The sequence below is a fragment of the Paenibacillus wulumuqiensis genome (assembly GCF_000971965.1).
Taxonomy (GTDB): Bacteria; Bacillota; Bacilli; order Paenibacillales; family Paenibacillaceae; genus Saccharibacillus; species Saccharibacillus wulumuqiensis.
The window spans coordinates 382,627-405,315 of the sequence record NZ_KQ040793.1; the positions used below are offsets into that span (position 1 = coordinate 382,627).

Genomic DNA, 22,689 nt, shown 5'->3' on the forward strand with positions numbered 1-22,689 from the left:
TACTCTCTGCATAGCATACAGGTTAGCTTTGACGAATGACCGTCACCCGTGTTTTGCGCGGGGTACGGTTGGCCTTGCGGCCTTTGAGCAGCCACAGGTCCGGGGTGTCGCGGATATCACGGATTTCCAGCTGGAAAGGTGCCGCCGGCAGCGGCCGGGTAAAACGCAGGAACAGCCGGTTGCCGTCCACGGCCGAGTGGCTGACTTTGCATTCACGCGGTTTGCTCAGACCGGTGGACGGGTACAGCAGCACACTGCCGACCGAATCGGGGTCAATCCGCTTATTGTAGGTGATCATCACTTCATCTTCATCGAGCAGCAGCCCGGAAGACGGCAAAGGCGGCTCGGCATACATATAGCCGCCAATATGGTATTCATACGCGGTCCATGTCTGATAACCAAGCGCATACGCCTGATGTTCAAAGTCATCCACCCAGCGGCGTCCTTTGATCATACTCGCTTTGGAGCCGATATCCGCCTGTATGCCGAGCGGCAGATCGGGATGACGCTCCCGGATCGGTGCAGCGACCGACTCGTATTCACGGATATAGTCGACACCAAGCCCCCTTTTCATCCAATCCGGCCAGTGTGTCTGCAGTACATGCATATCCGGACGTACCCGCTCGATCATGGACAAAGGGTCCAGTCCCTGCCACTCGCGCAACTTGGCCACGGCATCCGCTTCCCGAACAGCCAGCGACCAGGTCGCTACCCTGATATCGGGACGCACCTGACGGGCTCCTCGCTCCCCGTTGATCAGCTCATCGATCAGATGATTGACAGCATCGACACGCAGATCGGTCCATGCTTTGTAAATATCGGGAACACGCTTGTAATAATTGGAGGCCGACTCATCTACAAATTCGGGAATGTTCTCCCCATATCGTTCACGAAAAGCCTGTCTGGCCAGCGGTCCCACATCGCCGTATACTCCGCGCGCAATGCCGTTCCATTCCGGGAAATACGGCTCGGCGACTTCCACCCCGTCGAACGGCACATTTTCCAGCAGGTAGGAGAGTACTTCCTTTTTCCATTGGATATAATCTGCCGAGAAATGGGAAAACCGTTCGAATCCATCATTAATCGGACGCAGCAGCTCCATTTTCCAGGAAGCCCAGGATGGCGGTGCATGCTCTACGCTGAACGTTCCGTTGCCGAGCACCAGTGCCCAGACCGCGATTTCCCTTTTCTGGAGGGCTTCGACGAGCCACTGGTCGACCTTTTGCTCATTGACGACAAAATAGTGCACGGTCCGGTAACCGGCGAGCATCAGCTCATCCGCGATACTGTCCGGGGAACGGTCCGCATAATAAGGGAATAACGGATCAATCTGGATACTTGCGCCTCGCATCGCCCATGGGCGGCTGCGATAGATCGAATCATTCATCTGGCTCCTCCTCCTAATTTTGAAGAGCTGCCAATACGCAGCGGTTTACGCTGGCGCAGGAAGAGCTGGGCAGAGATTTTGGCACACCACAGCGAGAACCCGGCGAATACAATGCCCCACACTACAGCAGGCAGCATGAACTGACGTGCCAATCCGGTCGCATCCCCTGCCGCCCCCGGCTGGGTGACCGCCATAATCAGAATGGTCAGAGAAGACAGTACCGACTCTTCCAGTGTCAAAAACATAACCAGCAAATAATAGCCGTTGCGCAGCCACTCCGGACTGATCAGCATCAGAATGCTCACAATCACGAATCCGATCAGCCAGATGACCCCGAATCCCTGATGTACATACAGCAGCAGCATAATGAGCGCTATACCGGCAGTAACGATAATACCGATCCGCTGCTGCCGCTTGTGGTACAGATAGAACAGCCAGATGACGAATAACGAAGAACCCATATACCCAGCCAGCCCGATCGGCAGTCCGCTCCAGGCTGACGTAATCATCGAATAGGTGACGCCGCTGTGATCGGCATTGAGCTCAATCCGGTTGACACGCCCGGAGGTCATCAGTGTCACGATCGCATGGCAGAACTCATGGATCATTGTATCCAGATTGCGGAACAGCGAGGAAAACGGAATCAGCCTCGTAAGAACAGCTGATCCGACGAGCAGCAATATCAATTTAAGCCATTTATTCAATACTCCACATCCTTATATGCTTTTTCATTCTATTTGTGGAAAAAAGGAAGGACATGCTTCCCTGTGCATGTTGGGTCTGTTTCCATATATGTTCAGCGCACCTGAGGATAGGCGGCAAATAGTGGTTTCCTTTATTTTAACGTTCGCTATCGTGCAATACAATTGCTCCGCGTTTTAGGTGCCAAACGCTTAAGCAGTTCGATATTTTGCTCCGCAAAAATCGCTTTTCATTGTACCCCGCGTTTCAAGTGCCAAACGCTTAAGTAGTACGATATTTTGCTCCGCAAAAATCGCTTTTCATTGTACCCCGCGTTTTAGGTGCCAAACGCTTATTATTACCCATTTGCCAACAGCTTGACCTTTCTTCTGCATTTCTGCTATCTCATCTAATTATTAACTAGACATTTATAATTATTATCTATATTATATTGGTATACATCTATTAAAAGTCTATTACAGGAGTTGAACAGAATGGATCGCAGAAAAGAACTGCAGGAGCAGTACAAGGAGATGCCGATACAGGCTGGCATTTATGAAGTTCGTAATATTCCAGAGCAAAAGGTATGGGTGACCAGTACGCCTAATCTTCGCACCATTAATGGGTCTTTGTTTTCGCTGGAGCTGGGGAGCTTTATTCATCGGGAGCTGCAGGCGGACTGGACACGGCTGGGCAAGGACCAATTTGAGGTGAATGTACTGGAAGTGCTGAAGCCGCTGGAGAATCCGTATGAACGAATGAAGGACAAACTGCAGGAAAAGGAAGAAGAATGGACCGAGCGCCTGCGCAGTGAAGGCGTTCATCTGTATCTGCCGCTTCAGAAAAACACTTCCGTATGATGGATCTGGATCATGAGCGGGAGCGGATCGCCCGGATAGCCTTTTTCGCTTCCCTCGGTCAGACGCCAACCGAAGAACTGACAACGCTGATCTCCTACCCGGCTTCGCCTTTTCTTTATAATATGCAGCTGCCGGATGTGCGGGAGGCCTTCATAGAGCCGGTACTGCCGGAATGGATGAAGCTGCAGCAGAAGGTACGCTGGCAGACGATAATCCGGCTGTATGAAGCAGGCCACTGGCCGATTGGATACAGTAAGGACACACTGGTATGGATATAGACAAGGAAGTAGACGGACAGTTCAATCCGCCTGGATCAGGCAGAAATCGGGTACATGGATTTCTGTCTTTTTGCTGTGCAGCGAGATGACCTGCATATCCGCATACGGAATGATCGAGAAGCTGCTGTTCCTTTTTATATACATAACCATATATACATAACTACAGCCCCGTTTTATTTGGAAGAGTAACTTCTGTCAAATCCCATGATGGCCTTTTTCGCATGGAAGACTATGTTATACTTTTTACCAGACTGCCGGGACAGAGAGACACCGGCACAGGAGTGCTTCATGGCAACAGCTATAGCGAGAACACACATAGAAAGAAGTGAATCCCTTGTTTTTAACCATTCTGTACAGTGTGGTTCTGCCGATCATCGTGCTGATCATTGTCGGTTCGGTGCTGCAGCGGATTTTCCAGCTGGATCTGTACACGTTATCCAAAATCAACTTTTACTGCATTACGCCGGCGACGGTCTTTATGAGTCTGTATCATTCCAATATGAATCCCGAGCTGCTCGGCAGTGTTATCCTTTTTTATGCGCTGTATGTGCTGATTCTGTACATTCTCGGCTCCCTCACCTCCAAAATCATGGGCTACAAAGCCGGGAAAAAGGCGGCTTTTAATAATAGCATCATGCTAGACAACTCCGGCAATTACGGTCTGCCGGTCAATCAGCTTGTCTTCAGCGGAGAGCCGCTGGCGGCCTCCATGCAGGCGCTGATCATGTCGCTGCAGAGCCTGCTGACCTTTACATATGGAGTTATCTCCATCCAGGGTTCCCGGCTGCAGGGCAATTATCGCAGCGTCCTTATCGGATTCCTGAAAATGCCGGTTCCCTATGCGCTCGCACTCGGTCTAATCATGCATGCGCTGGCGCTTCCGCTGCCGACCGTACTCGCCCAGCCGCTCACCTATGCCCAGCAGTCCATGGTAGCAATCGCGCTGATCACGCTTGGCGCGCAGATCGTCAAGTATCCGCTGCGGCTCTATCGCAGTGATATCTATATCAGCATGGTACTGCGGCTGTTCGGCGGCCCGCTGATCGGGCTGACGCTGATTCTGCTGCTCGATATGCACGGTATTCCGGCTCAGGCGCTGCTCATCGCTTCTGCCATGCCGACAGGCGTCAACACCTCGATACTCGCGGAAGAGTACCGGAACGAACCGGACTTTGCCGCCCAGACGGTACTAATCTCCACGATTGTCAATGTATTTACAATTACGGCGGTTATTGCCCTGTCCGGACATCTACAGTAAATAAAATATCCGTTTACGTCCATATTTGCTTCATCCCCCTGCCTTGGTTTAAAGTCATAGTATATGTCCTGCAGTACGGCCTGTCTGTTATGCGTCATATCCCGGTGAAATACCGGCCATTTCGCGTAACGGCAGACGGCGTGCTGAGGAACTTATAACCCATAAGGAGTGAGCACATCTATGCTACGCCAATCGCGTAAAAATGTTGTATTTGTACTCGTATTTGCAGCGCTGTTCCTGATCATCGCAGGCTGCGGCAACAACAATGGAACAGGCAGTTCCACTTCCGGCCAGACCGGAACTTCCACAGGCACGGAGACAAACGGCTCCAGCGGCAGCACCGGTTCTACGGAAAGCTCCAGCGAGACCGGCTCTGCGGCGACAGATACGGCACAGACCGAATCCGCAAACGACAATTCCGCCGACTTCAAGCAGGCCAATGATCCAATCGTTACCGTTGAAATGGACGACGGCCAGAAGATCGAGATCGAGCTGTATCCCAAAGCTGCACCGAACAGCGTCAACAACTTTATTTCTCTCGTCAAAAAAGGATTCTATGACGGCCTCACTTTCCACCGCGTCATCCCGGGCTTCATGATCCAGGGCGGCGATCCCAAAGGCGATGGCTCCGGTGATCCGGGTTACAGTATTCCGGGCGAATTCAAGTCCAATGGCGTGCAAAATGATCTGAAGCATACGGCAGGCGTACTGTCGATGGCACGTGCAGGCGATCCGAACTCTGCCGGCTCCCAGTTCTTCCTGATGGTAGCGGACGCTCCGCATCTGGATGGTGAGTATGCAGCATTTGGTAAAGTGATTAGCGGCATGGATGAAGTCAACAAAATCGTCAATCTGCCAAGAGGCGCGAATGACAAACCGGAGACTCCTCCTGTAATGAAAAAAGTAACGGTAGACACCAAAGGTGTGGACTATCCGGAACCCGAGAAAACAAAATAAGACAGCACACCGAACCGGCGCTTTCCATGGCGCCGGTTTTTTGCTGCATTCATTTCTATCTACTGTACAGCCTCCTGCCATTTACTGCTTCTGCAAATGGTAGGATTCTTACCAACTGGTACTTATACGCCGTATCGTTTCTATTCTTCTGCATACACCGTTACGGCTGTTCACTCAATCAATAAAAATGTCAATTTTTGTCGTATAAATTATGAATATTCTATTTAGAAACTTAGCTAATGCGACGATATATATGCTATGCAATCTCCCGGAGAATGCATGTGACTATATTGCTTATCATATTTAATCAGGGCAAACTCACCGAAAGGTGAAGACGCAAAGCCAAGGGTCTAAGGTGTGATGGGCAGGATCGCGCTATGACAGCCGGTTGCCGATGAATACCTGATGCGGTATGACTCGAAGGAGTCCGATTCACCATGAGAAACACTGTATATTTCCGACACAAAATGGGTATCCTCTCTATAGTGCTATTACTCTTGCTAGGAGGATTCCCGATGACATCCGCTCATGCCCAATCGGCCCAGAAAGCGACCTGGCTGTGGAATACACAGCTGATTGTGGATTCTACCGCCAGTATTTTATCTTTTGCAGCAGCCCAGAACGTGAATCTGATCTACCTGCAGGTCAATGCCGATCTGGATGCTGATTACTATCACCGCTTTATCTCTGCCGCTTCCGCCCAGGGAATTGCCGTGCAGGCACTGGATGGAGCTCCCTCCTGGGCGCTGGATTCCCGGCGTCATGAACTTCAGGCCACGCTTGACTGGATTGCCACGTATCAGAATACTGCCTCTGCAGATAAGAAGTTTAGCGGTATCCACATCGATATCGAGCCTTATCTGCTGCCCGAATGGCGCAGTGACCAGACCAGTGTTATCGCCGGCTGGCAGCAAAGTGTGCAGCAGGTCGTACAGGCTGCACGCGCACTGCATATCCCCGCTTCTGCCGATATCCCGTTCTGGCTGCATACCCTGCTGACCGCAGACGAATCTGCGACGCTCAGCAGCTGGATGATGCAGCAGTACGATTCCATTACAATCATGGCTTACCGTGATACCGCCTCCGGAATTCTGGATGTCGCCGAAGCCCAGCTCGCCGAAGGTGATGCTGTCGGCACACCTGTCTATGTAGGGGTAGAGACCAATCCTTCGGCGGAAGGTGATAATATTACTTTCCACGAAGAAGGCGCTGCCTATCTGAACAACCAGCTTGCCACAGTGATCAAGCAGGCTGGCACGCATGAATCGTTTGCCGGAATTGCCGTGCATGATTATGCCGGCTGGTCTGCACTCATGCAGCAGTAAGAATACTATCTATGACCGAAGAAGCCTGGAAAAGAGTCTATCTCTTCCAGGCTTCTTCGGTTTATTTTATGTAAGCGTCTATATATTACAATCGTCTGTATAGTATACCAGGGCATATACGACCAGCTGCTTATCTCTCTGTCTTTAGTCCTGGTTCTTTAATTTTCAATATTCGCAATTTGACGTTTTTGTAGTTTCCTGGCGATTAATGTAACAAAAATGTTATGCAATAGTATCCATTTACGGAAGATTCATAGCTTCCAGTCTTGTTATGATGGATACAGAAAATTGCAGGTAAGGAGCGTCTTATTCATGTTACATAAGCAAAAATGGTTACTCGTTCTACTCATCGCCGTACTGCTGATTCCCCAGACAGCAACTGCTGCCAAGTCGGAAGGCATCAGCAAGAACAAATCGCATTCGTCCAAAGTGATCTATCTGACCTTTGACGATGGACCGACCGCACATACGATGCAGCTGCTTGATATTCTCGATCAGTACAATGCCAAAGCGACTTTCTTTATGCTTGGACCGCATATGGAACGTTTTCCTGCAGCGACCAAGCGAATTGTCAAAGAAGGCAACGGCCTTGGACTGCATGGTGTCACTCATGTGGTGAGCAAGTTCTACAGCTCTCCATACAGCGCCTACAAGGAAATGAAAGGTGCAAATGAGAGCCTGCACAAGGTAACCGGCAAGTACACCAGCCTCGTCCGTACTCCTTATGGCAGCAAACCGTATCTCAAAAAATCCTACCGGGATATTATGCTGAGCACTGGCGGTTTCCATCTGTGGGACTGGAATGTGGATTCCCTCGACTGGAAATACAAAAAAGACCACCAGAAGGTCTACAACAACGTCATGAGCGAAGTGAAATCCGCTGAACGCCGCGGCATGGACCCGGTTATACTGATGCATGATCAGCCGGCCACCCTCAAAGTACTGCCATCCGTACTCAAGGAGCTCAAGGCAGAAGGCTACCAGTTCAAAATACTGGACAAGCAGGTACGTCCCCTGAACTTCTGGAATGACAGACGCTAAGCCGCTGTAATGGCTCCCAGAATACAGCAATCAGCATAGATCAACCCATCACCCCATCCACAGCGAAAGAACATTCGCTGTGGATGGGGTGATTTTATTTGTTGGCATCATCATTCCTCCCTGTATCCGCAGACATCGCCTAGAGACAATCAGGAAGCATTGCTGTTATGATAAAGTAAATCCATCTGGTGAATAAAGGAGCATAATTATGACAGAATCACAGCGTCATGTAACAGCAGGCTATCCTTCTGTTACACGTGCCGATCGCGAACGGCATTATCGACAAAGAGGACGGGTATTGTGGCTGACCGGATTGCCCGGATCAGGCAAGTCGACACTCGCTTTTGCACTGGAGCAGGAGTTGTTCCTGCGTGGACAGCTCGGTTATGTACTGGACGGAGACCGAATGCGCCAGGGGCTGAATCGAGACCTTGGCTTTGCTCCGCAGGATCGCCGGGAGAATCTGCGCCGGATCGGAGAAGTCGCCCGTCTGCTGCTTGATAGCGGACAGATCGTTATCGCCGCCCTGATCTCTCCTCATGCGCCCGACCGGCAAATGGTCCGGGAGATGTTCCAGCCGCAGGACTTTTGCGAGATCTATGTCAACTGCTCACTGGAAGTGTGTGAACAGCGTGATCCCAAGGGACTCTATCGCCGGGCCCGCAGCGGCGAGATTCCCGAATTTACCGGGGTCAGTGCTCCCTATGAGGTACCGGAGCAGCCGGAGCTGGTTATTAACACCGAGTTCCTGTCTGTCGAGGAATCCGTCATGCTGATCATGGAGACGCTGGAACTGGCAGGCATGCCAAGCATGGATGTATCGCGCTAATCCAATGACTGCTGAAGCTGCTCCCATTCACAGCCATATAAAAGGATCGATGATGGCTGATCGACCAGAAGCAGCTTCAGCTCCAGTACAGTCTGCGGTACTCGGTCGGGGTCATCTTTTCCCGGGTCAGGAACTGCCGGTTAAAATAGCTTACACTCGGATAGCCCGCATCCTCAGCGATCTGGCCGATATGGCGGTCCGGTCGCTCCAGCAGCCACTGCTTGGCCATCTGCAATCGTGAACGGGTGACGAATTCCAGCGGCGTCATCTCGACTACACTTTTGAACAGACGGCAGAAATAATGCACACTCACACCTGCCCGGTCCGCCCAGTCCTGCAGCAGAAAAGGTTCACAGGCTTCCTGCTGCATCTGCGGCAGCAGGCTTAATATCCGGTTCTCCGCCTGGCCGGCCCGTCGGTTCTTCAGCGGCACTGCCTGATGGACAAATTCCGCCAGTACGGCATAAGTCAGGGTGGATAACAGTGCCGGGTGCAGCATCCGGTGCTGCTCTGCCTCTTCCAACAGAGCCAGATGCGCCATCTCCCATGCCTCCCGTTGACGCAGCGTCCACAGCAGATGCCGGTGAAATCCCCGCTCGATCATATAGTCATGCAGACGTTCCCCATAGAAATGAACCCAGCGCACATCCCACGGATCATCTTCACTGCTGTAATATCGCTGACGCTGATGCGGAAAATACAGCACCGCCTGGCCGCTGCGCAGCTCATGTACCGTTCCTTCAACCTCCACATATCCTTTCCCTGCAGCTACATAATGAATATTGAAGTTATTCAGCGCTCCCTCTTCCCTCAGGACGGTATGTTCCGGCTGCTGCTGGTAGTGCCCGATCGACTCCGGCAGACAAAAATACGGCTGTTCCTGCAGGGTAAGCAGTACGGTCTGTCTCATCTTGCCCACCTTCCCTAATGACAATATTGTGTTAACCTTATTCAATATATTATCATTTCCAAGCGTTTTTGAATTCATTATAATCACAATATACAAGTAAAGAAATCTGCTCTGCGAAAGGAAGCGATACCAAGTGGAATATATCCAAATTGAAGGCGCCCGCAAACCGGTCTCCCGGCTGATCAAAGGTACCGACTACTTCAGACATGATACGTACGAGAAAGCGGCAGGCAATCTGGATGCTTTTCTGTCGATTGGCGGCAGCACGATCGATACTGCCCATATTTACTGCGGTGGTGAGAGTGAGGAAGTGCTGGGCAAATACATGCAGGAGCGCGGCAACCGGGAATCCATCGTGATACTGACTAAGGGTGCGCATCATGACCAGAATGGACCTCGTGTGAATGCCGAAGCAATTCGCAGCGATCTGCTGACCAGCCTGGAACGGCTGCAGACCGACTCTGTGGAGCTGTATGCCCTGCATCGTGATGATCCATCCATTGCTGTAGGCACTATTCTGGAAGCGCTTAACGAACATTTGGAAGCCGGGCGGGTCAGAGCGATTGGAGCTTCCAACTGGACCTGGCAGCGTCTGCAGGAAGCGAATGATTACGCAGCTTCCCATGGACTCACCGGCTTCAGCTTCAGCAGTCCGAACCTTAGTCTGGCCAAAGCCAATGAACCATTCTGGCCAGGCTGCGTCTCCGCTGATCGTCAGATGCTGGACTGGCATGAACAGACGCAGCTGCCGCTGCTGTCCTGGTCTTCCCAGGCCAGGGGCTTCTTTACCGGACGCTTCACCCCGGAAGTACGGGACAATGAAGATCTGGTACGTGTGTTCTACAGCGATGACAACTGGGAGCGCCTACACCGGGCGGAGCAGCTGGCCGGACAGAAGCAGACGACTCCCATCCAGATCGCGCTCGCCTATGTGCTCAATCAGCCATTTCCGACATGTGCATTGATCGGCGCACAGAATCGTGAGGAGCTGCTGTCCTGTGATGAAGGAGCCCGCATTACCCTGTCCCGTGAAGAAGTAGACTGGCTGGATCTGAAATAAGGATGAAAAGCGTAGACGGGTTATACCGGATATCGCAAGGAAAAGCCAAGCGATCGCTTCTATATCATTTTTAATTTACATGGTTATATGCATGTACATGTTTATATGCAGTCAAAAAAAAGGAACAGATTACACTGCATAGGCAGTCATCTGTTCCTTTTTGCTATTACGATGGGTATTCAACTATGACTATAGCCCATGCTGCACCTGCACTTCCAGGCGGTATTACTGGGCAGCCGTCTGATACGCCAGCAGCTGGTGGAACGTGCCTTTGGTCTCGTTGGACAGCTGGTTGAATCCACCCTGCTGTACGATCTGACCGTGATCCATGACGATGACCTGATCGGCGTTGCGGATCGTGGACAGACGGTGAGCGATAACGATCAGTGTGATCTTGCCTTTGAGCTTCTCGAGAGCGAGCTGCACCTTGGCTTCATTCTCGGTATCCAGCGAGCTGGTCGCTTCATCCAAAATGAGCACTTCCGGCTTGCGCAGAATGGCACGGGCCAGCACGATACGCTGACGCTCTCCTCCGGACAGGCGGACTCCCCGGTCCCCAATGACCGTATCCAGCCCACCCGGGAGCTGCCGAACAAACTCCTCGCAGGCGGCAAAGGACAATGCTTCCCACAGCTCGTCCTCGCTCGCATCCGGCTTCACGAGCAGCAGATTCTCGCGGATACTGCTGTGGAACAGAAACGGCTCCTGAGCGACATAACCGATCGAATTGCGCCAGGACAATAGACGTTCTCCGGTCAGCACCTCTCCATCTACCGTAACCTGGCCTTCCTGCGGCTCCATCAGTCCCATCAGCATATCGATCAGCGTACTCTTGCCTGCTCCCGAACGGCCGGCGACAGCGGTCATCTGACCTGCCGGAATGAACAAATTAATATTTTGAAGGGCATTGCCATGCTCTTCGCTGTAGCGGAACGATACCTGCTCACAGCGGATTCCCTGCTGCAGCGGCTGGACCGGTCCCTGACCGTAGCCGACCGGACGATACGATTCCTCGGCCTGTTCACATTCGGCCTGCAGCTTGGACAATGCGCGGAATGCAGGCAGCAGTGCACCTATGTATTCCAGATACGACTGAATCCCGCTGAATCTCGGCCATAACCGGGCAAAGATCAGCACGATCAGCACCGAACGCTCCGGCTGCAGCTTGAATACCTGCGCAGACAATACGATAAAGCCCACGATAAATACGACAGAGATCAGCTTGTAGATGAGCTGTGTTGCCGAATTCAGGCGAATCTGCTGAATCAGGTTATACTCCAGCTTGTTGGCCATTTTGCGGAACCAGTCAAAATGCGATGCTTCCAGCATATTGCTTTTGATATCTTTGATGCCATTCAGGTTCTCCTGAATCCCGGAGAAATAGTCCTGCGACAGCTGGGTCATTTTGTCCCCGTAGGATTTGGATCTGCGAACAAATTTGCGCGAATACAGCGCCAGCAATCCGCCGCCGATCATCACCAGCAGCGTCATTTTGAATGACAGTACCATGGCGAATCCGATCTGAATCACGGTAAACAGCAGCGAAGTGGACAGCATCAGCACCAGATTGGTACCCTGGCTGACCCGGGCCAGTTCGGTAGTCAGCATATGGCTGAGATCCGCTTTGCGCTTGCGCAGGAAAAATGACCAGTTGGAGCGCATAATCGAGCGATACACACGCAGACGCAGGTTTTTGATAAATCCCTGCTGGATCTCGGCGCCCATAATGGCCTGCTTGCGCTGCATCAGTCCCTGCATAATCGTCAGCAGACTGTAGACGGACAAAATGATAATTAGCGTCGTGGTGACCGGCATTTGCTTGAGCGGTTCGAACAGTCCGGCCATCGGCAGCGTACTGCTGCCACCACCGCCGAATACACCAATCAGGCTAAGCAGCGGTACCAGCATATACAGAGTGACCATATCGAGCAGACTGATGACCAGCATAAGCCCGATATAGAAATAGATCCGTTTGCCGCCATATTGACGGAGTTCATTTACATAACTGCGAAGCTCATTCACTGTCCCACCTCCCGCTGCAGGGCACTGCGGCGCTGGTTACGACGGTATAGCAGCAGAAACGGGTGCAGCGGATAATACATGAAATGCAGCGGCTTAGGCAGCGGCAGTGTCTGCATATCCCAGGCATCCGGTGTCATCTTGCGCCACCAGAACAGTGCTTTCTGTCCGTTCGTACGCAGTGCATACTGGTAGGAACGGTATTTCTGGGCAAGCTGCTCGGTCTCGGGTTCCGGGCATAGGCTTACCTTCTCCCGGATGAAGACGATGACCCGCTGGGCAAGATCCTTCGCCCGCGGCCGATTCATCAGCGCTTCCATCTGTGGCGTCACCGGTGTCTCCAGCAGGGAAGCCGACAGCAGGAAGGCCTGTCCGATAATATGACTGCATTTGTACTGGCGAACAAGACGGCTCAGCAGCTCCCAATCGATATCCATCTGGACCAGCTTGTCCATATCGGCCAGCCAGCGCAGCCGGAACCAGGCATGACGTGCTCCATGAACAGCGAGGTAGATCAGCAGATCTTCCTTGCCAAGCATATGCACCGCCGTTCCGCCAAACGTCAGCGTCTGTCTGCGTGCCCACAGATCATCGAAGCTCTGCTCGGCGCCGGCATCCCCGTTCAGCCGCCAGTGCAGCTCAATCTCCACCCCGGTGCGTTCATGGGTGTATGATTCATGATTATAGCGCCATTTCCACTTATCCAGCGCACGGTCCACTGCCTGGGTCTTCGTATAACCAAGCTCCAGCAGCGCCTGCTCCGCCTCTTCGATCCGGTCCATAGGTACGAGCACATCCAGATCCTTGGACGTGCGGCGGGACAGATCACCATACAGCAGCTGGGCCAGTACCGGTCCTTTGAGCTGCAGAGCCGGGATCTTCTCATCCGAGAGCTTCTGGCTGACCTTTTGCATCTGGCCGCTCAGCTGCAGCATGGTAAATGTATTATGATGATATCTGTGATTCAGCCACTGCATCGTTTCCTTGGGCAGCAGCTCGCTCTGCCGGGACAGATGCGCATGGATGGTCGGATAGACCCGGTGATGCATGGACAGCGAACTGAACTCCTGCCAGTCCAGCGCTGGCCCCATGCCAGCCAGTAACAGGTCAGCAGGCTTATCCTTCATTGAACCCAACATCAGTTTCAATTCGACAGGGAAGTTCCGTAGATCAAGGCCCCATTCCTTATTCATGGCTTACTCCTTTATTCCGTATTCGTAATAATCAGTTAAATTGCTTGGCAAATCGTCCGACAACCGTATACTGCTCGATTTCCTTGGCGCCGGTTAAGTAAAAGCGCCCGCTTCTCAGCCACGCATGGGCGGCATTGCTGCCTTTGGCGTCACGACGCATGCCCAGATAGAGCGTGCTCGGCAGCTTGCGGCGTTCAAGCATTTTCATCGCGGCAAAGGCCATAACGAGACATTCCGTTTCCCAGAATACATGCGGACTAACCAGATGCAGCGCTTTGGAGATCTGTACCGCCTCACGATGGGCATCCCGGTCCGACTCATACGAGGTCTCCTGCATGTAATCACCGAGAGAAGGCGATACCTTGGCAAAAGGACGCATCTTCATGATACGCCCCCAGGCCAGGTAGAACAGGGCTTCCAGCATCAGCTTGCGCATCGAAGCCGGATAGCTGCGCAGTTTGGCTACTTTGGACAATTTAGCGAACGGCTGCGCCATTGACCTCAACCAGCCCTTCCTGCAGCATTTTTTCTACAAATGTGCTCACCTGCTGCTTGCATACTTCCGGTTCAACTTCGTATTCCTGCACCAGTACAGCTACAATCTCATCGACGGTAACAGGATTTTCGCTGATATCCCAGATTCGGCCTCCAATAGCGCCCAGATTGTAATATTTGCCGGATTCGATATCCAGCATGACTTTTTCTCCATTCATATCGCTGGCGATATAGTTGGAATTCTGGGTAATTTTCTGTTCGGCATTGATCAGGTTTTTAGACATTAATGGTTCCCCTTTCGCTCGTAAGCTGGTATATGGTCAGACATGGGTATCTCGATATAGGGTAGGCTTTTTATCTCCTTGGCCCATTCCTCTCTCTGCCTTCAGCCATTGCTGCCGGAGCGGGATGCGGCGTGATTTTTGGAACGGATAATGTCCAATACCTTGTCCATAATAGCCGGTGCGGTAAAAGCAGTCGTGGAGCGCTGGATCTGGTACGCGTCCAGTTCCCCTGCCAGTGCGGCGATCTGGGAGAAATGACGCTGCTTCAGCCCCAGGCGCGGCACGATCGCACCGCGGAACGTATGGGCCAGCATAATATGAAGCCGTTCCAGCCGGTTCAGTTCCGTAATGCTCGCTTCCGGTGCATCGGTCTTCACCAGTTCAAATACGCCAGCGAGCGGCACTGGTTGATTGTAAAAGCGGTCGCCGACCGGGATCGCGAATTTATCGTATTCATCATGCAGGGTCGAATACTGATCCGATGACATTCCGAAATGATTCAAACTCTCCTGCCACAGCTTCTGTTGCGGGTAGGCCGGATACACATGCGGTACTCCATTCTCATAATTCACGGCAATCACATCATCGGTGATCAGCGGATAGCCGGCCTGCATAAATGTAGCCGCAAGCGTCGACTTGCCCGCTCCCGAATGACCGACAAAAGCATACGCTTGACCTTCGATCAGCAGCGCACTGCCATGCAGCGGGAAAATGTCACGCTGCATCAGCAGAATGCCCATGCAGGTGCCCAGTACGAACAGGCGCAGCTTGGCTTCACTGACCTGAGGAGATGGATCGATCACGATACTGCTGCCTTCATGAATACAGAATATGCCGGTATCCGGCATCTGAAACATAAAGCCTGGAGGCTGCATCGTAAAGTTCGTTTCACGGGTAGAGATTGCTTCCGCCCATTGGGATAAATCCGCAAAGCGGACGGTCACATCAGCTGATCTATTTGTATTATTAACTTGCTGTAGCTCAGGCAAGGAAATTTCGCTTTTAATTCGCAGACCAAAGGCTTGGTATACGGTTTGTTGGATCGTGTTAATAGTAATAACCTCCCGATAGGTTCCTTCGCGTATCGCTTCAGGAACTTAATGCACACCGGTGATTCCGTCATGTCAAAATCCTGTTGAAGAAAATGGACCCTTATACATTTTTGAGGTATAAGGGTCACTTTGAGAATTACATTATTGCTGGTCTTACGAAGCAACACAGGTTGCTTACCAAAAACAATCAGCAAGACTTACGCAAATCTGCATCATTTATATTCGACTCCGTCGATGACCTTTCAGCCTTTACCTGGCACTAAATCAATTAGCTGCCTGGATTGTACAGGTCTGCGTCATCATAAGTGACCCAGTCAATTGCTTTCCAGCCTTTACCTGCCGCAGTTTCGTTCATTTCCAAAACTTCCAGCGCTGGAGCTTGCCATTGCATTTTTTCGTTGTTCATCCTGTGTTCCTCCTTACTCGTTAAATAGAATAATTTGCTATGGATAAGATATGGAAATCAGCTCGGGTTGTACAGGTCCGCATCGTCGTAAGTAACCCAGTCGATGACTCTCCAACCTTTACCAGCTGCTGTTTGATGCACGTCCAAAACTTCCAAGGATGGTGCTTGCCATTGCATTTTTTCCTGGTTCATTATTATTTCCTCCTCAAATGTTTTGGATTCAGGGGTGAGCCTGTCACTTTAATGGAAATGGATTAGCTACCTGGGTTGTACAGGTCAGCATCATCGTAAGTAACCCAGTCAATGACTTTCCAGCCTTTACCAGCTGCTGTTTCATTGACATCCAAAACTTCCAACATTGGAGCTTGCCATTGCATTTTTTCTTGGTTCATGAGTATTTCCTCCTCAAATGTTTTGGATAGATTGGTCGTGCAACTTACCCCTTTAACATGCGACAATTAGCTGCCCGGGTTGTACAGATCAGCATCATCGTAAGTAACCCAGTCAATGACTCTCCAGCCTTTACCAGCTGCAGTCTCATTCACATCCAGGACCTGCATTTCCGGAGCTTGCCATTCCATTTTTGTCATGTTCATTATTCACCTCCTTTATAGGGTATACCTTGCTATGCTAAGCTGCGGATAAAGCGTCCCATAATGAGACTGCGCATCAGCAAGCGTGTAGCCGGATTAAATGCCGCTTCAGCGGTTGGTGAATCTCCCACTTCCTTCAGAGCTTCCATAATATTGCCGGTGTTCATCCACTGCGCAGCTGCCGGGTCCTGGCAGATCTCGCGGATCTCGCTCGTAAAGGCAGGCCACATCGGCAGCATACGCTGTACCCAGTCGGCAGGCTGCAGACCGCGTACTTTCTGGTTGAGCCTGATCTTGTCCGGCAGGTCTCCGGCTGTTGCACGCCGGATGAGCGCGCGGTCCATTCCATTTTGTACATACTGGTTATATGGAACCGACAGACAGAACTTGATAATCCGCGGATCGTTGGTTGGGTCGCGTTCCCAGACGCCGTAGCCCATTGAGATCTTGGAGGTAACTGCACCATCCTTGTTGGCTGTCGCCAGGTTGGAGAACTTGCCAAGACGGATATCCTGGTCGCTCATCGTATCGCTGCCAACCAGATCGAGCTCGGCTCGTCGTACTCGCTCCGCCATCCCGGTTCGCTCAGCCAGCTCCGGATTAATCCATTTCAGCGCATCCGGCCGTCCCAGATCACGGGTACTGCGGCTCAGCTTGGGAAAAGCGGACTGCTGAATCTGCTGAATGATCTTCTTGCGCCGTATGCCGGCATTCTGGCTGTACAGCTTCATTTCCTGATACAGGCGAATCCACTGGAATTTCTTGAGCATCTCGCCATAGTATTCAATCGCCGGCCCCCAGGAGATTGTAAAGTTCCCACGTGCTCCGGTGAGCAGTACACCCGCTCCCTGCTTCTGCGCCTGTTCGAAAATACCGCGAATCCAGAAGGAATTCTCAAAGTACTTGTAAGGCATCTCCATTAGGGAAAGCCAGTGTTCCACTTCACTGAGCGGACTGCGGTCGGCAAAATTCATGTACGTATCATGCACAGGATGGATTTTGCTGACATGTCTCACGGTCTCTTCGATATATGGCCGTTCATTGGCCATGAGCCGTGAGGAGGTCCAGTCTTTGAAGCCGGGAATGGGCACAAAGCTGTATGTATGAATCGGCTTGTTCTGACCGGACAGAATTTTCGCTGCATAGCTGACGACGCTGCCGGAATCGAGTCCACCGCTCAGTGTAGCTGCTATGCCGTGACGGGTACGAACCTTGGCCCGAATAACCCGTTCAAATACGTCGCGGAATGCTTCCACATACTCGCCATCCGACTTGAGCCGCAGCAGTTCATCCGGCAGCAGGGTTCCGTACTGGTAAATGGATGATTTGTCCGCAGACAGCACCATCGCATGTGCCGGAGGCAGCTGCTTGATCTGCTCGTACACGGTCGCCTGGATATCGGTTGATTCTTCCATGGCGACTGTAGTCAGGAATTCCGCCATCCACGGAGTGGACAATTTCTTGCTCACATCACCGGTCTGGAACAGGGCTTCCATCGTGCTGGCAAACATGAATTTTTCTGCGGTCTGGTAATAGTAGAGCGTCCGGTTACCTGACCAGTCTCTGGCCAGAAACAGCTGCTGTCTGGATTCGTCCCAGATCGCAAAAGCGAAGTCACCGTTCAGATAACGCGGCATCTGCTCGCCCCATTTATCGTAGGCATGCAGCAGCAGCATAATATCCGGCATATCGATCATGGAAGCATTCAATCCCAGCTGGCCGAACAGCTCTTCACGATTGTCGATAATGACATCGCCCGTGATCGCCATCCGCCGAACCGCATCATAATAGGGCACCTGCTGATTCACCGCTTCCGGTGTCACCCACTGGTCATGGCAGCCGAGGAAAAGATGTTCTCCCTGCCATACTACCGAAGCATCAGCAGGATATTTCTCCATACTCTGCATCATACGATTGCCCTGCTGCTGCAGCTCCTCGCTGTTATGCCGTCCGGCCATGTCCCAGATTCCAGCTGTTGCACTCATGCCTGCACCCCCTTTGGTGATTAGTTATTTCGATATCTGTGTATTTATAAATCATCTATTATTTATTAATGAACAGCTCTGTTATCAGGCTGTATATATATGATGTCCGCTGATGCCTTAATGCAGACAAGAAGCTGTCGGTATTTCGCGCAGCAGCTGTTCGCTGTACTGCTTGAGCTGATCACGCTGCTCTCTGTAATGGAGCAGACGCAGTTGATGATGCTCAATGAAAGAGATAACCTGATATGCCTCTGTCTCCGATAATGCACAGGATGGATACCTGCATGCAGCAGTATTAATCGTGTGATCCGGCTCTCCGGCAGTAAGGGTTGGGGAACCATCCGATTGCTGCGCACGAATTAACCGTTTATTCACTAACTTAGTTTTGCCATCCGCAGTTACCATTTGTTTTCTCCTCCTGTCCACTCTCTATCCGCTGCGAACATTTACATCCGCTGTCAGACCTGAACCGTTTACGGGAAAACGTATATCCATCTCTTCATACAACAACCATTGGATGAATCGGTTATTGAACAAGTAGCAGGGCCGGTAATTGATCGACAAGCAAATTTGCTCATTGTTACCTTTACCCAATTGTTATTCGTTTTGAATAACTTTATTGATTTGTAACATATTATATACTCTAATCGAATAATTTACATGATAAATTTTCCAATTACTAAGATAAATTATTTTTTTCGTTAAATGCATAAATGCCGAAAGTCCTAGTACAGCTTAGATTCTCATCTTACATTTATGGTATTTTAAGTAAAAGTAATTATCTAAACCCTTATAACATAAGGGTATTTGCTAACTTATAATCATGGTCTATTGTTCCTTTTTTATTTTCATAAACTTTGGTAGTAGGAAAATAGTAAGCGTTTTATTTTATTACAATTTTGTTACAAAAGATATTTTATTGTAATAATTTATGCTATTTATTCCAACATAAGATCGTATGTTCTATTTATATACCTAATTAAAATATTTCAAAATTTGGCTATCTGACCAGGCTTTCCTTATTCTTTTGCATTTTGCTCACTTCTTATGTAAGCTTTGCCTTTAATCTCATTTTTTTCTACTTCCATATCCACATCTTCAAACGGGACATCCATTTACTTTTTTAAGTATTCTTGTCATAAAAAAGAACAGGCCGTAGTTATGGCCTGCTCTCGAAACCTGAATTTTGATTTTTAAGGCAGGACTTCTCCTCTTGCGCTTACATACAGACTATACCATTCTTCCCGGGTCATCAGCTCGGATTGGCGTTCGGCATCCTGACAGGCTTGAATCCGCTGCGGATTGGCCGTACCGATAATCGGCTGAATCATCGCCGGATGGCGCATCAGCCAGCCGAGCACAATCGCTTCGGGAGTTGTCTCCTTCTCATCCGCCAGCTGCTGTACGAGCCGGGCAGTCGCCTGGATATGCTCGGGTTCTTTGTCCACATTGCGACCGGAGAATTTGCCCTGTGCGAGCGGCCCCCACGCCTGAAGCTGAATATGCTGTGTGCGGCAGTACTCCATCAGTCCCTCTGCAAAGTTGACTGACGTGCCGGCCGCCTGATTCACATGTACAACCTGATCGACAAAGTGCAGATGTCCCAGACTCATCTCCAGCTGATTCACTGCAAAGGAATCCGGTATCGCCTGCTGCAGGAAAGCGATCTGTGCAGCACTCATATTGGATACGCCAAAATAGCGTACTTTACCGGAAGCCTTGAGCGCAGCAAAAGCTTCAGCGACCTCTTCCGGTTCCACCAGCGGATCCGGGCGATGCAGCAGCAGTACATCCAGATACTCGGTGCCCAGGCGCTCCAGACTGCCATCGACCGAATTCAGAATATGTTCCCGCGAGAAATTAAAGCGGCCAGGCAGTTCATCGTCCTGCAGCTGAATCCCGCATTTGGACTGGATAACGATCTGTTCACGCAGTTCCGGACGGTTATGCAGCACACGGCCGAATACCTGCTCGGCCTTACCTTTTGTATAAATATCCGCATGATCGAACATGGTAATGCCGATCGACAGTGCAGCATCCACCGCAGCTTCCGCTTCCTTAACATGCTCATCGGTAAATGGCGTCCGATCCCAGCCGCCTCCAAAAGGCATACATCCCAGGGCCAGACGGCTATTTGAAATTCCGCGCTGGGCCAGTGGCATAATCTTGGTCATTGTATTTCCTCCTGTCTATGATAGCGCTCTTATTCCATCCTATATTCTCATAATTCCATCGGTGAGCACAAGCTATCGTATCATTACCCATAAAACTGGCAGACAGGGCGTCTCCTTCTAAAATAAACCCATACCACTCCCCGACAAGTCACCGACTGGTGCGCAACCAAAAAAGGAGCAGCCTCTGCATAGGCTGCTCCTTCTTACAAACGTACTTGTAGCATCTCATATTCCGTATTTCCATTTTCGCACTTTATATTATAGAGGGAACGGCACACTGACTGCCACAGTTCTCTACCTCTACCTTCACTTTTTATTGATACAATTCAAATTCATTTACCACAACCTGAGTAGGACCGGAATTGCGGTTAATGATCAGTTTGTATGCTTTGTAAGCACTATCGTTGTCTACAGCGTAGATTTTCTTTTGGCCTGGCTCCCAACGCATGGAGGATTTCACTTCATGAATGACTTCTTCCCACTCTTTGCCATCATTGGAGCCTACGAGCATCCAGGATACCGGAGCCGTCGGTTTGCTGGTTACCGCTATTGCATAACCTTTGATCACTTTTGGGCTGGAGAACGTATAGGTCAGGGATGCATCCACATAACGCTGTGAATCGGATGTCCAGACACTGTCACTGCTCAGCGTATGATCAAACGCTTTCCAGGCGGACTCTGCATTGACCGATGCCGTAGCTGTATCGCCGGCTGCCATAGTTGTGTTACCGGGCGTCGGTGATGGAGCACTCATTGCCGGGATTATATTGGTATTTCCATCAAACTGTGCCAGTTCCAGGTCATTGATTCCTACCCATTTGCTGCCGTTGTTGCCGGTGATGAACAGTGCATAACCGGAGTAAGCAACATCATTATCCACTTCAAAGGTACGTTTCTCACCTGGTGCCCAGCCGCTTTGATTGGACTGCTCATCGATCACGAGCCAGTTGCTGCCGATTTTGCCGGCGAACTGCCATTTTTTCGGTGCGTCTGCTGCATCATACGTATCTGCCTGTACTGTATATTTATTGACAACCTGCTTCTGGGTCAGTTCGTAAGACAGGCTGGACATGCCGCCTGCCGGTGCTCTCCAGTAGCTGTCGTCGGTTTCGTTATTGTCAAAAGCTCTCCAGGCTTCATAGCCTGTTTCTTCTACACTGGCTTTGGCTGTACCATTGCTGCCAACACTGCTGCTTAGTGTTGGTACGATATCCCCACCGTATTGCAATGCATGCACTGTTCCACCTTGAAAGACAGTCCCCAGAAACAATGCGCCAGCCAGTACCATTCCATTTTTAAAAGTAAGCAATCCCATTTTAAATCTCTCCTTTTGAATTCAATCGTTCTTTATATTTGTGGTAAAGCGGATGGGATAGCTTTCTGTAGAAGAGCAATACATCATCGAGTACCAATTACAGTTCCACTCCCATAGAACCGTCTGAGTCTGAAGATTGATGATACTGTCTACATCCATTTCTCCCCAAAAAATGAATGAATATTTCCCTGACGGTTAAATAACCATATTTTAGATTGTTGACTCACTTGATTACATATTATTTTATAATTTTCCAATTTATTTTTACTTTTTTTGAATCCCTGCTTTTTCGCCTTCAAGCAGGGCAGTCTCCTCCTTCCATGCAAAGTTTCCAGAAAATACGGGTTTCACAGTTGTTAGGTGCACTGGAGAGAACTATGTAGAAGTCTCTGCCCATCAATAGAGGACAATTCTTACTGCGATCCCTATATATTTCTAATAAAAAGTATTTATGGATAAATTCTACATCCATCTACTCAAATTGAGATGATGCGAATTGCTCATTTATCTTTTTTTACGTTTTTTGCCTTTAAATGACGGAATATGGCCGAATATCAGGTGTTTTTATTCGCTATTTCCTCCTTATT

Annotated in this window: 24 protein-coding genes and 1 riboswitch; of the genes, 8 read left to right on the forward strand and 16 right to left on the reverse strand. The window is 50.4% G+C overall.

Annotated elements, in window-relative coordinates; all coding sequences use genetic code 11:
* Positions 1–22 precede the first annotated feature (22 nt).
* Together WH45_RS04655 and WH45_RS04660 are read right to left on the reverse strand one after the other, a co-directional pair.
* On the reverse strand, positions 23–1,387 hold the full coding sequence (locus WH45_RS04655; protein WP_046213226.1) for a hypothetical protein: 1,365 nt from the start codon (positions 1,385–1,387) through the stop codon (positions 23–25).
* Positions 1,384–2,091 carry a M50 family metallopeptidase gene (locus tag WH45_RS04660; RefSeq protein ID WP_046213227.1) on the reverse strand — a complete coding sequence of 236 codons (708 nt, stop codon included), beginning with the start codon at positions 2,089–2,091 and terminating at the stop codon, positions 1,384–1,386. Before WH45_RS04660 ends, WH45_RS04655 begins: the two co-directional genes overlap by 4 nt.
* A gap of 471 nt (positions 2,092–2,562) precedes the next feature.
* Between WH45_RS04660 and WH45_RS04665 the strand changes: the two genes are divergently transcribed.
* The 7 genes from WH45_RS04665 to cysC all read left to right on the forward strand — a co-directional run bounded on the left by WH45_RS04665 (position 2,563) and on the right by cysC (position 8,616).
* The gene (locus WH45_RS04665; RefSeq protein ID WP_046213228.1) at positions 2,563–2,928 is read left to right on the forward strand and encodes a GIY-YIG nuclease family protein; all 366 of its coding nucleotides are present in this window, start codon (positions 2,563–2,565) and stop codon (positions 2,926–2,928) included.
* Positions 2,925–3,206 carry a hypothetical protein gene (locus tag WH45_RS04670; RefSeq protein ID WP_046213229.1) on the forward strand — a complete coding sequence of 94 codons (282 nt, stop codon included), beginning with the start codon at positions 2,925–2,927 and terminating at the stop codon, positions 3,204–3,206. The genes WH45_RS04665 and WH45_RS04670 overlap by 4 nt, the downstream gene beginning before the upstream one ends.
* 334 nt (positions 3,207–3,540) lie before the next feature.
* Complete coding sequence (locus WH45_RS04675; protein ID WP_046213230.1) at positions 3,541–4,464, forward strand: AEC family transporter; 924 nt, start codon at positions 3,541–3,543, stop codon at positions 4,462–4,464.
* 180 nt (positions 4,465–4,644) lie between these two features.
* Positions 4,645–5,421, forward strand: a complete 777-nt coding sequence (locus tag WH45_RS04680) for a peptidylprolyl isomerase (protein ID WP_046213231.1) — start codon at positions 4,645–4,647, stop codon at positions 5,419–5,421.
* Between the two features lie 301 nt (positions 5,422–5,722).
* Positions 5,723–5,817: riboswitch (cyclic di-GMP riboswitch) on the forward strand.
* 119 nt (positions 5,818–5,936) lie between these two features.
* Positions 5,937–6,746 carry a hypothetical protein gene (locus tag WH45_RS04685; protein WP_052723617.1) on the forward strand — a complete coding sequence of 270 codons (810 nt, stop codon included), beginning with the start codon at positions 5,937–5,939 and terminating at the stop codon, positions 6,744–6,746.
* A 312-nt stretch (positions 6,747–7,058) separates the two neighbouring features.
* Complete coding sequence (locus WH45_RS04690; RefSeq protein WP_046213232.1) at positions 7,059–7,787, forward strand: polysaccharide deacetylase family protein; 729 nt, start codon at positions 7,059–7,061, stop codon at positions 7,785–7,787.
* A 208-nt stretch (positions 7,788–7,995) separates the two neighbouring features.
* Positions 7,996–8,616, forward strand: coding sequence for an adenylyl-sulfate kinase (gene cysC, locus WH45_RS04695; protein WP_046213233.1), 621 nt, complete (start codon positions 7,996–7,998; stop codon positions 8,614–8,616).
* A gap of 76 nt (positions 8,617–8,692) precedes the next feature.
* Here cysC and WH45_RS04700 read toward each other — a convergent pair whose 3' ends face one another.
* Positions 8,693–9,526 carry an AraC family transcriptional regulator gene (locus WH45_RS04700; protein WP_046213234.1) on the reverse strand — a complete coding sequence of 278 codons (834 nt, stop codon included), beginning with the start codon at positions 9,524–9,526 and terminating at the stop codon, positions 8,693–8,695.
* A 133-nt stretch (positions 9,527–9,659) separates the two neighbouring features.
* Between WH45_RS04700 and WH45_RS04705 the strand changes: the two genes are divergently transcribed.
* Positions 9,660–10,586 (forward strand): aldo/keto reductase, encoded by a 927-nt coding sequence (locus tag WH45_RS04705; protein ID WP_046213235.1) that lies wholly within the window; start codon positions 9,660–9,662, stop codon positions 10,584–10,586.
* A 225-nt stretch (positions 10,587–10,811) separates the two neighbouring features.
* Here WH45_RS04705 and WH45_RS04710 read toward each other — a convergent pair whose 3' ends face one another.
* The 13 genes from WH45_RS04710 to WH45_RS04750 form a co-directional block, all read right to left on the reverse strand.
* Complete coding sequence (locus tag WH45_RS04710) at positions 10,812–12,608, reverse strand: ABC transporter ATP-binding protein (RefSeq protein ID WP_046213236.1); 1,797 nt, start codon at positions 12,606–12,608, stop codon at positions 10,812–10,814.
* Positions 12,605–13,798 carry a nucleotidyltransferase domain-containing protein gene (locus WH45_RS04715; RefSeq protein WP_046213237.1) on the reverse strand — a complete coding sequence of 398 codons (1,194 nt, stop codon included), beginning with the start codon at positions 13,796–13,798 and terminating at the stop codon, positions 12,605–12,607. Before WH45_RS04715 ends, WH45_RS04710 begins: the two co-directional genes overlap by 4 nt.
* Positions 13,799–13,829: 31 nt before the next feature.
* Complete coding sequence (locus WH45_RS04720) at positions 13,830–14,294, reverse strand: lasso peptide biosynthesis B2 protein (protein WP_407668013.1); 465 nt, start codon at positions 14,292–14,294, stop codon at positions 13,830–13,832.
* Positions 14,275–14,577, reverse strand: a complete 303-nt coding sequence (locus WH45_RS04725) for a lasso peptide biosynthesis PqqD family chaperone (RefSeq protein WP_046213238.1) — start codon at positions 14,575–14,577, stop codon at positions 14,275–14,277. Before WH45_RS04725 ends, WH45_RS04720 begins: the two co-directional genes overlap by 20 nt.
* A gap of 101 nt (positions 14,578–14,678) precedes the next feature.
* On the reverse strand, positions 14,679–15,566 hold the full coding sequence (locus WH45_RS04730) for a phosphoenolpyruvate carboxykinase (ATP) (RefSeq protein ID WP_235338280.1): 888 nt from the start codon (positions 15,564–15,566) through the stop codon (positions 14,679–14,681).
* Between the two features lie 331 nt (positions 15,567–15,897).
* Positions 15,898–16,035 carry a paeninodin family lasso peptide gene (locus tag WH45_RS23335; protein WP_152663479.1) on the reverse strand — a complete coding sequence of 46 codons (138 nt, stop codon included), beginning with the start codon at positions 16,033–16,035 and terminating at the stop codon, positions 15,898–15,900.
* A 57-nt stretch (positions 16,036–16,092) separates the two neighbouring features.
* Positions 16,093–16,227, reverse strand: coding sequence for a paeninodin family lasso peptide (locus WH45_RS23340; protein ID WP_145953903.1), 135 nt, complete (start codon positions 16,225–16,227; stop codon positions 16,093–16,095).
* A gap of 62 nt (positions 16,228–16,289) precedes the next feature.
* Positions 16,290–16,427 (reverse strand): paeninodin family lasso peptide, encoded by a 138-nt coding sequence (locus tag WH45_RS23345; RefSeq protein ID WP_152663480.1) that lies wholly within the window; start codon positions 16,425–16,427, stop codon positions 16,290–16,292.
* A 66-nt stretch (positions 16,428–16,493) separates the two neighbouring features.
* Positions 16,494–16,631: a paeninodin family lasso peptide gene (locus tag WH45_RS23350; protein WP_200897658.1), complete on the reverse strand. Its 138-nt coding sequence runs from the start codon at positions 16,629–16,631 to the stop codon at positions 16,494–16,496.
* Positions 16,632–16,660: 29 nt separating this feature from the next.
* Entirely contained in the window at positions 16,661–18,613 is a 1,953-nt protein-coding gene (locus tag WH45_RS04735; RefSeq protein WP_046213240.1) for an asparagine synthase-related protein, read from the reverse strand.
* A gap of 117 nt (positions 18,614–18,730) precedes the next feature.
* A complete protein-coding gene (locus tag WH45_RS04740) occupies positions 18,731–19,018 on the reverse strand; it encodes a hypothetical protein (protein ID WP_046213241.1) in 288 nt (95 codons plus the stop codon).
* Positions 19,019–19,806: 788 nt separating this feature from the next.
* Positions 19,807–20,787 (reverse strand): aldo/keto reductase, encoded by a 981-nt coding sequence (locus tag WH45_RS04745; RefSeq protein WP_046213242.1) that lies wholly within the window; start codon positions 20,785–20,787, stop codon positions 19,807–19,809.
* Between the two features lie 313 nt (positions 20,788–21,100).
* Positions 21,101–22,102, reverse strand: a complete 1,002-nt coding sequence (locus WH45_RS04750; protein ID WP_046213243.1) for a hypothetical protein — start codon at positions 22,100–22,102, stop codon at positions 21,101–21,103.
* Positions 22,103–22,689 lie beyond the last annotated feature (587 nt).

Bases quoted from the DNA above. Each gene is read 5' to 3' on its own strand.
- WH45_RS04655 (WP_046213226.1), bottom strand. From the start codon at position 1,387: ATGAATGATTCGATCTATCGCAGCCGCCCATGGGCGATGCGAGGCGCA.
- WH45_RS04665 (WP_046213228.1), top strand. From the start codon at position 2,563: ATGGATCGCAGAAAAGAACTGCAGGAGCAGTACAAGGAGATGCCGATA.
- WH45_RS04670 (WP_046213229.1), top strand. From the start codon at position 2,925: ATGATGGATCTGGATCATGAGCGGGAGCGGATCGCCCGGATAGCCTTT.
- WH45_RS04680 (WP_046213231.1), top strand. From the start codon at position 4,645: ATGCTACGCCAATCGCGTAAAAATGTTGTATTTGTACTCGTATTTGCA.
- WH45_RS04685 (WP_052723617.1), top strand. From the start codon at position 5,937: ATGACATCCGCTCATGCCCAATCGGCCCAGAAAGCGACCTGGCTGTGG.
- WH45_RS04690 (WP_046213232.1), top strand. From the start codon at position 7,059: ATGTTACATAAGCAAAAATGGTTACTCGTTCTACTCATCGCCGTACTG.
- cysC (WP_046213233.1), top strand. From the start codon at position 7,996: ATGACAGAATCACAGCGTCATGTAACAGCAGGCTATCCTTCTGTTACA.
- WH45_RS04700 (WP_046213234.1), bottom strand. From the start codon at position 9,526: ATGAGACAGACCGTACTGCTTACCCTGCAGGAACAGCCGTATTTTTGT.
- WH45_RS04715 (WP_046213237.1), bottom strand. From the start codon at position 13,798: ATGAATAAGGAATGGGGCCTTGATCTACGGAACTTCCCTGTCGAATTG.
- WH45_RS04720 (WP_407668013.1), bottom strand. From the start codon at position 14,294: ATGGCGCAGCCGTTCGCTAAATTGTCCAAAGTAGCCAAACTGCGCAGC.
- WH45_RS04725 (WP_046213238.1), bottom strand. From the start codon at position 14,577: ATGTCTAAAAACCTGATCAATGCCGAACAGAAAATTACCCAGAATTCC.
- WH45_RS23335 (WP_152663479.1), bottom strand. From the start codon at position 16,035: ATGAACAACGAAAAAATGCAATGGCAAGCTCCAGCGCTGGAAGTTTTG.
- WH45_RS23340 (WP_145953903.1), bottom strand. From the start codon at position 16,227: ATGAACCAGGAAAAAATGCAATGGCAAGCACCATCCTTGGAAGTTTTG.
- WH45_RS23345 (WP_152663480.1), bottom strand. From the start codon at position 16,427: ATGAACCAAGAAAAAATGCAATGGCAAGCTCCAATGTTGGAAGTTTTG.
- WH45_RS23350 (WP_200897658.1), bottom strand. From the start codon at position 16,631: ATGAACATGACAAAAATGGAATGGCAAGCTCCGGAAATGCAGGTCCTG.
- WH45_RS04735 (WP_046213240.1), bottom strand. From the start codon at position 18,613: ATGAGTGCAACAGCTGGAATCTGGGACATGGCCGGACGGCATAACAGC.
- WH45_RS04740 (WP_046213241.1), bottom strand. From the start codon at position 19,018: ATGGTAACTGCGGATGGCAAAACTAAGTTAGTGAATAAACGGTTAATT.
- WH45_RS04745 (WP_046213242.1), bottom strand. From the start codon at position 20,787: ATGACCAAGATTATGCCACTGGCCCAGCGCGGAATTTCAAATAGCCGT.
- WH45_RS04750 (WP_046213243.1), bottom strand. From the start codon at position 22,102: ATGGGATTGCTTACTTTTAAAAATGGAATGGTACTGGCTGGCGCATTG.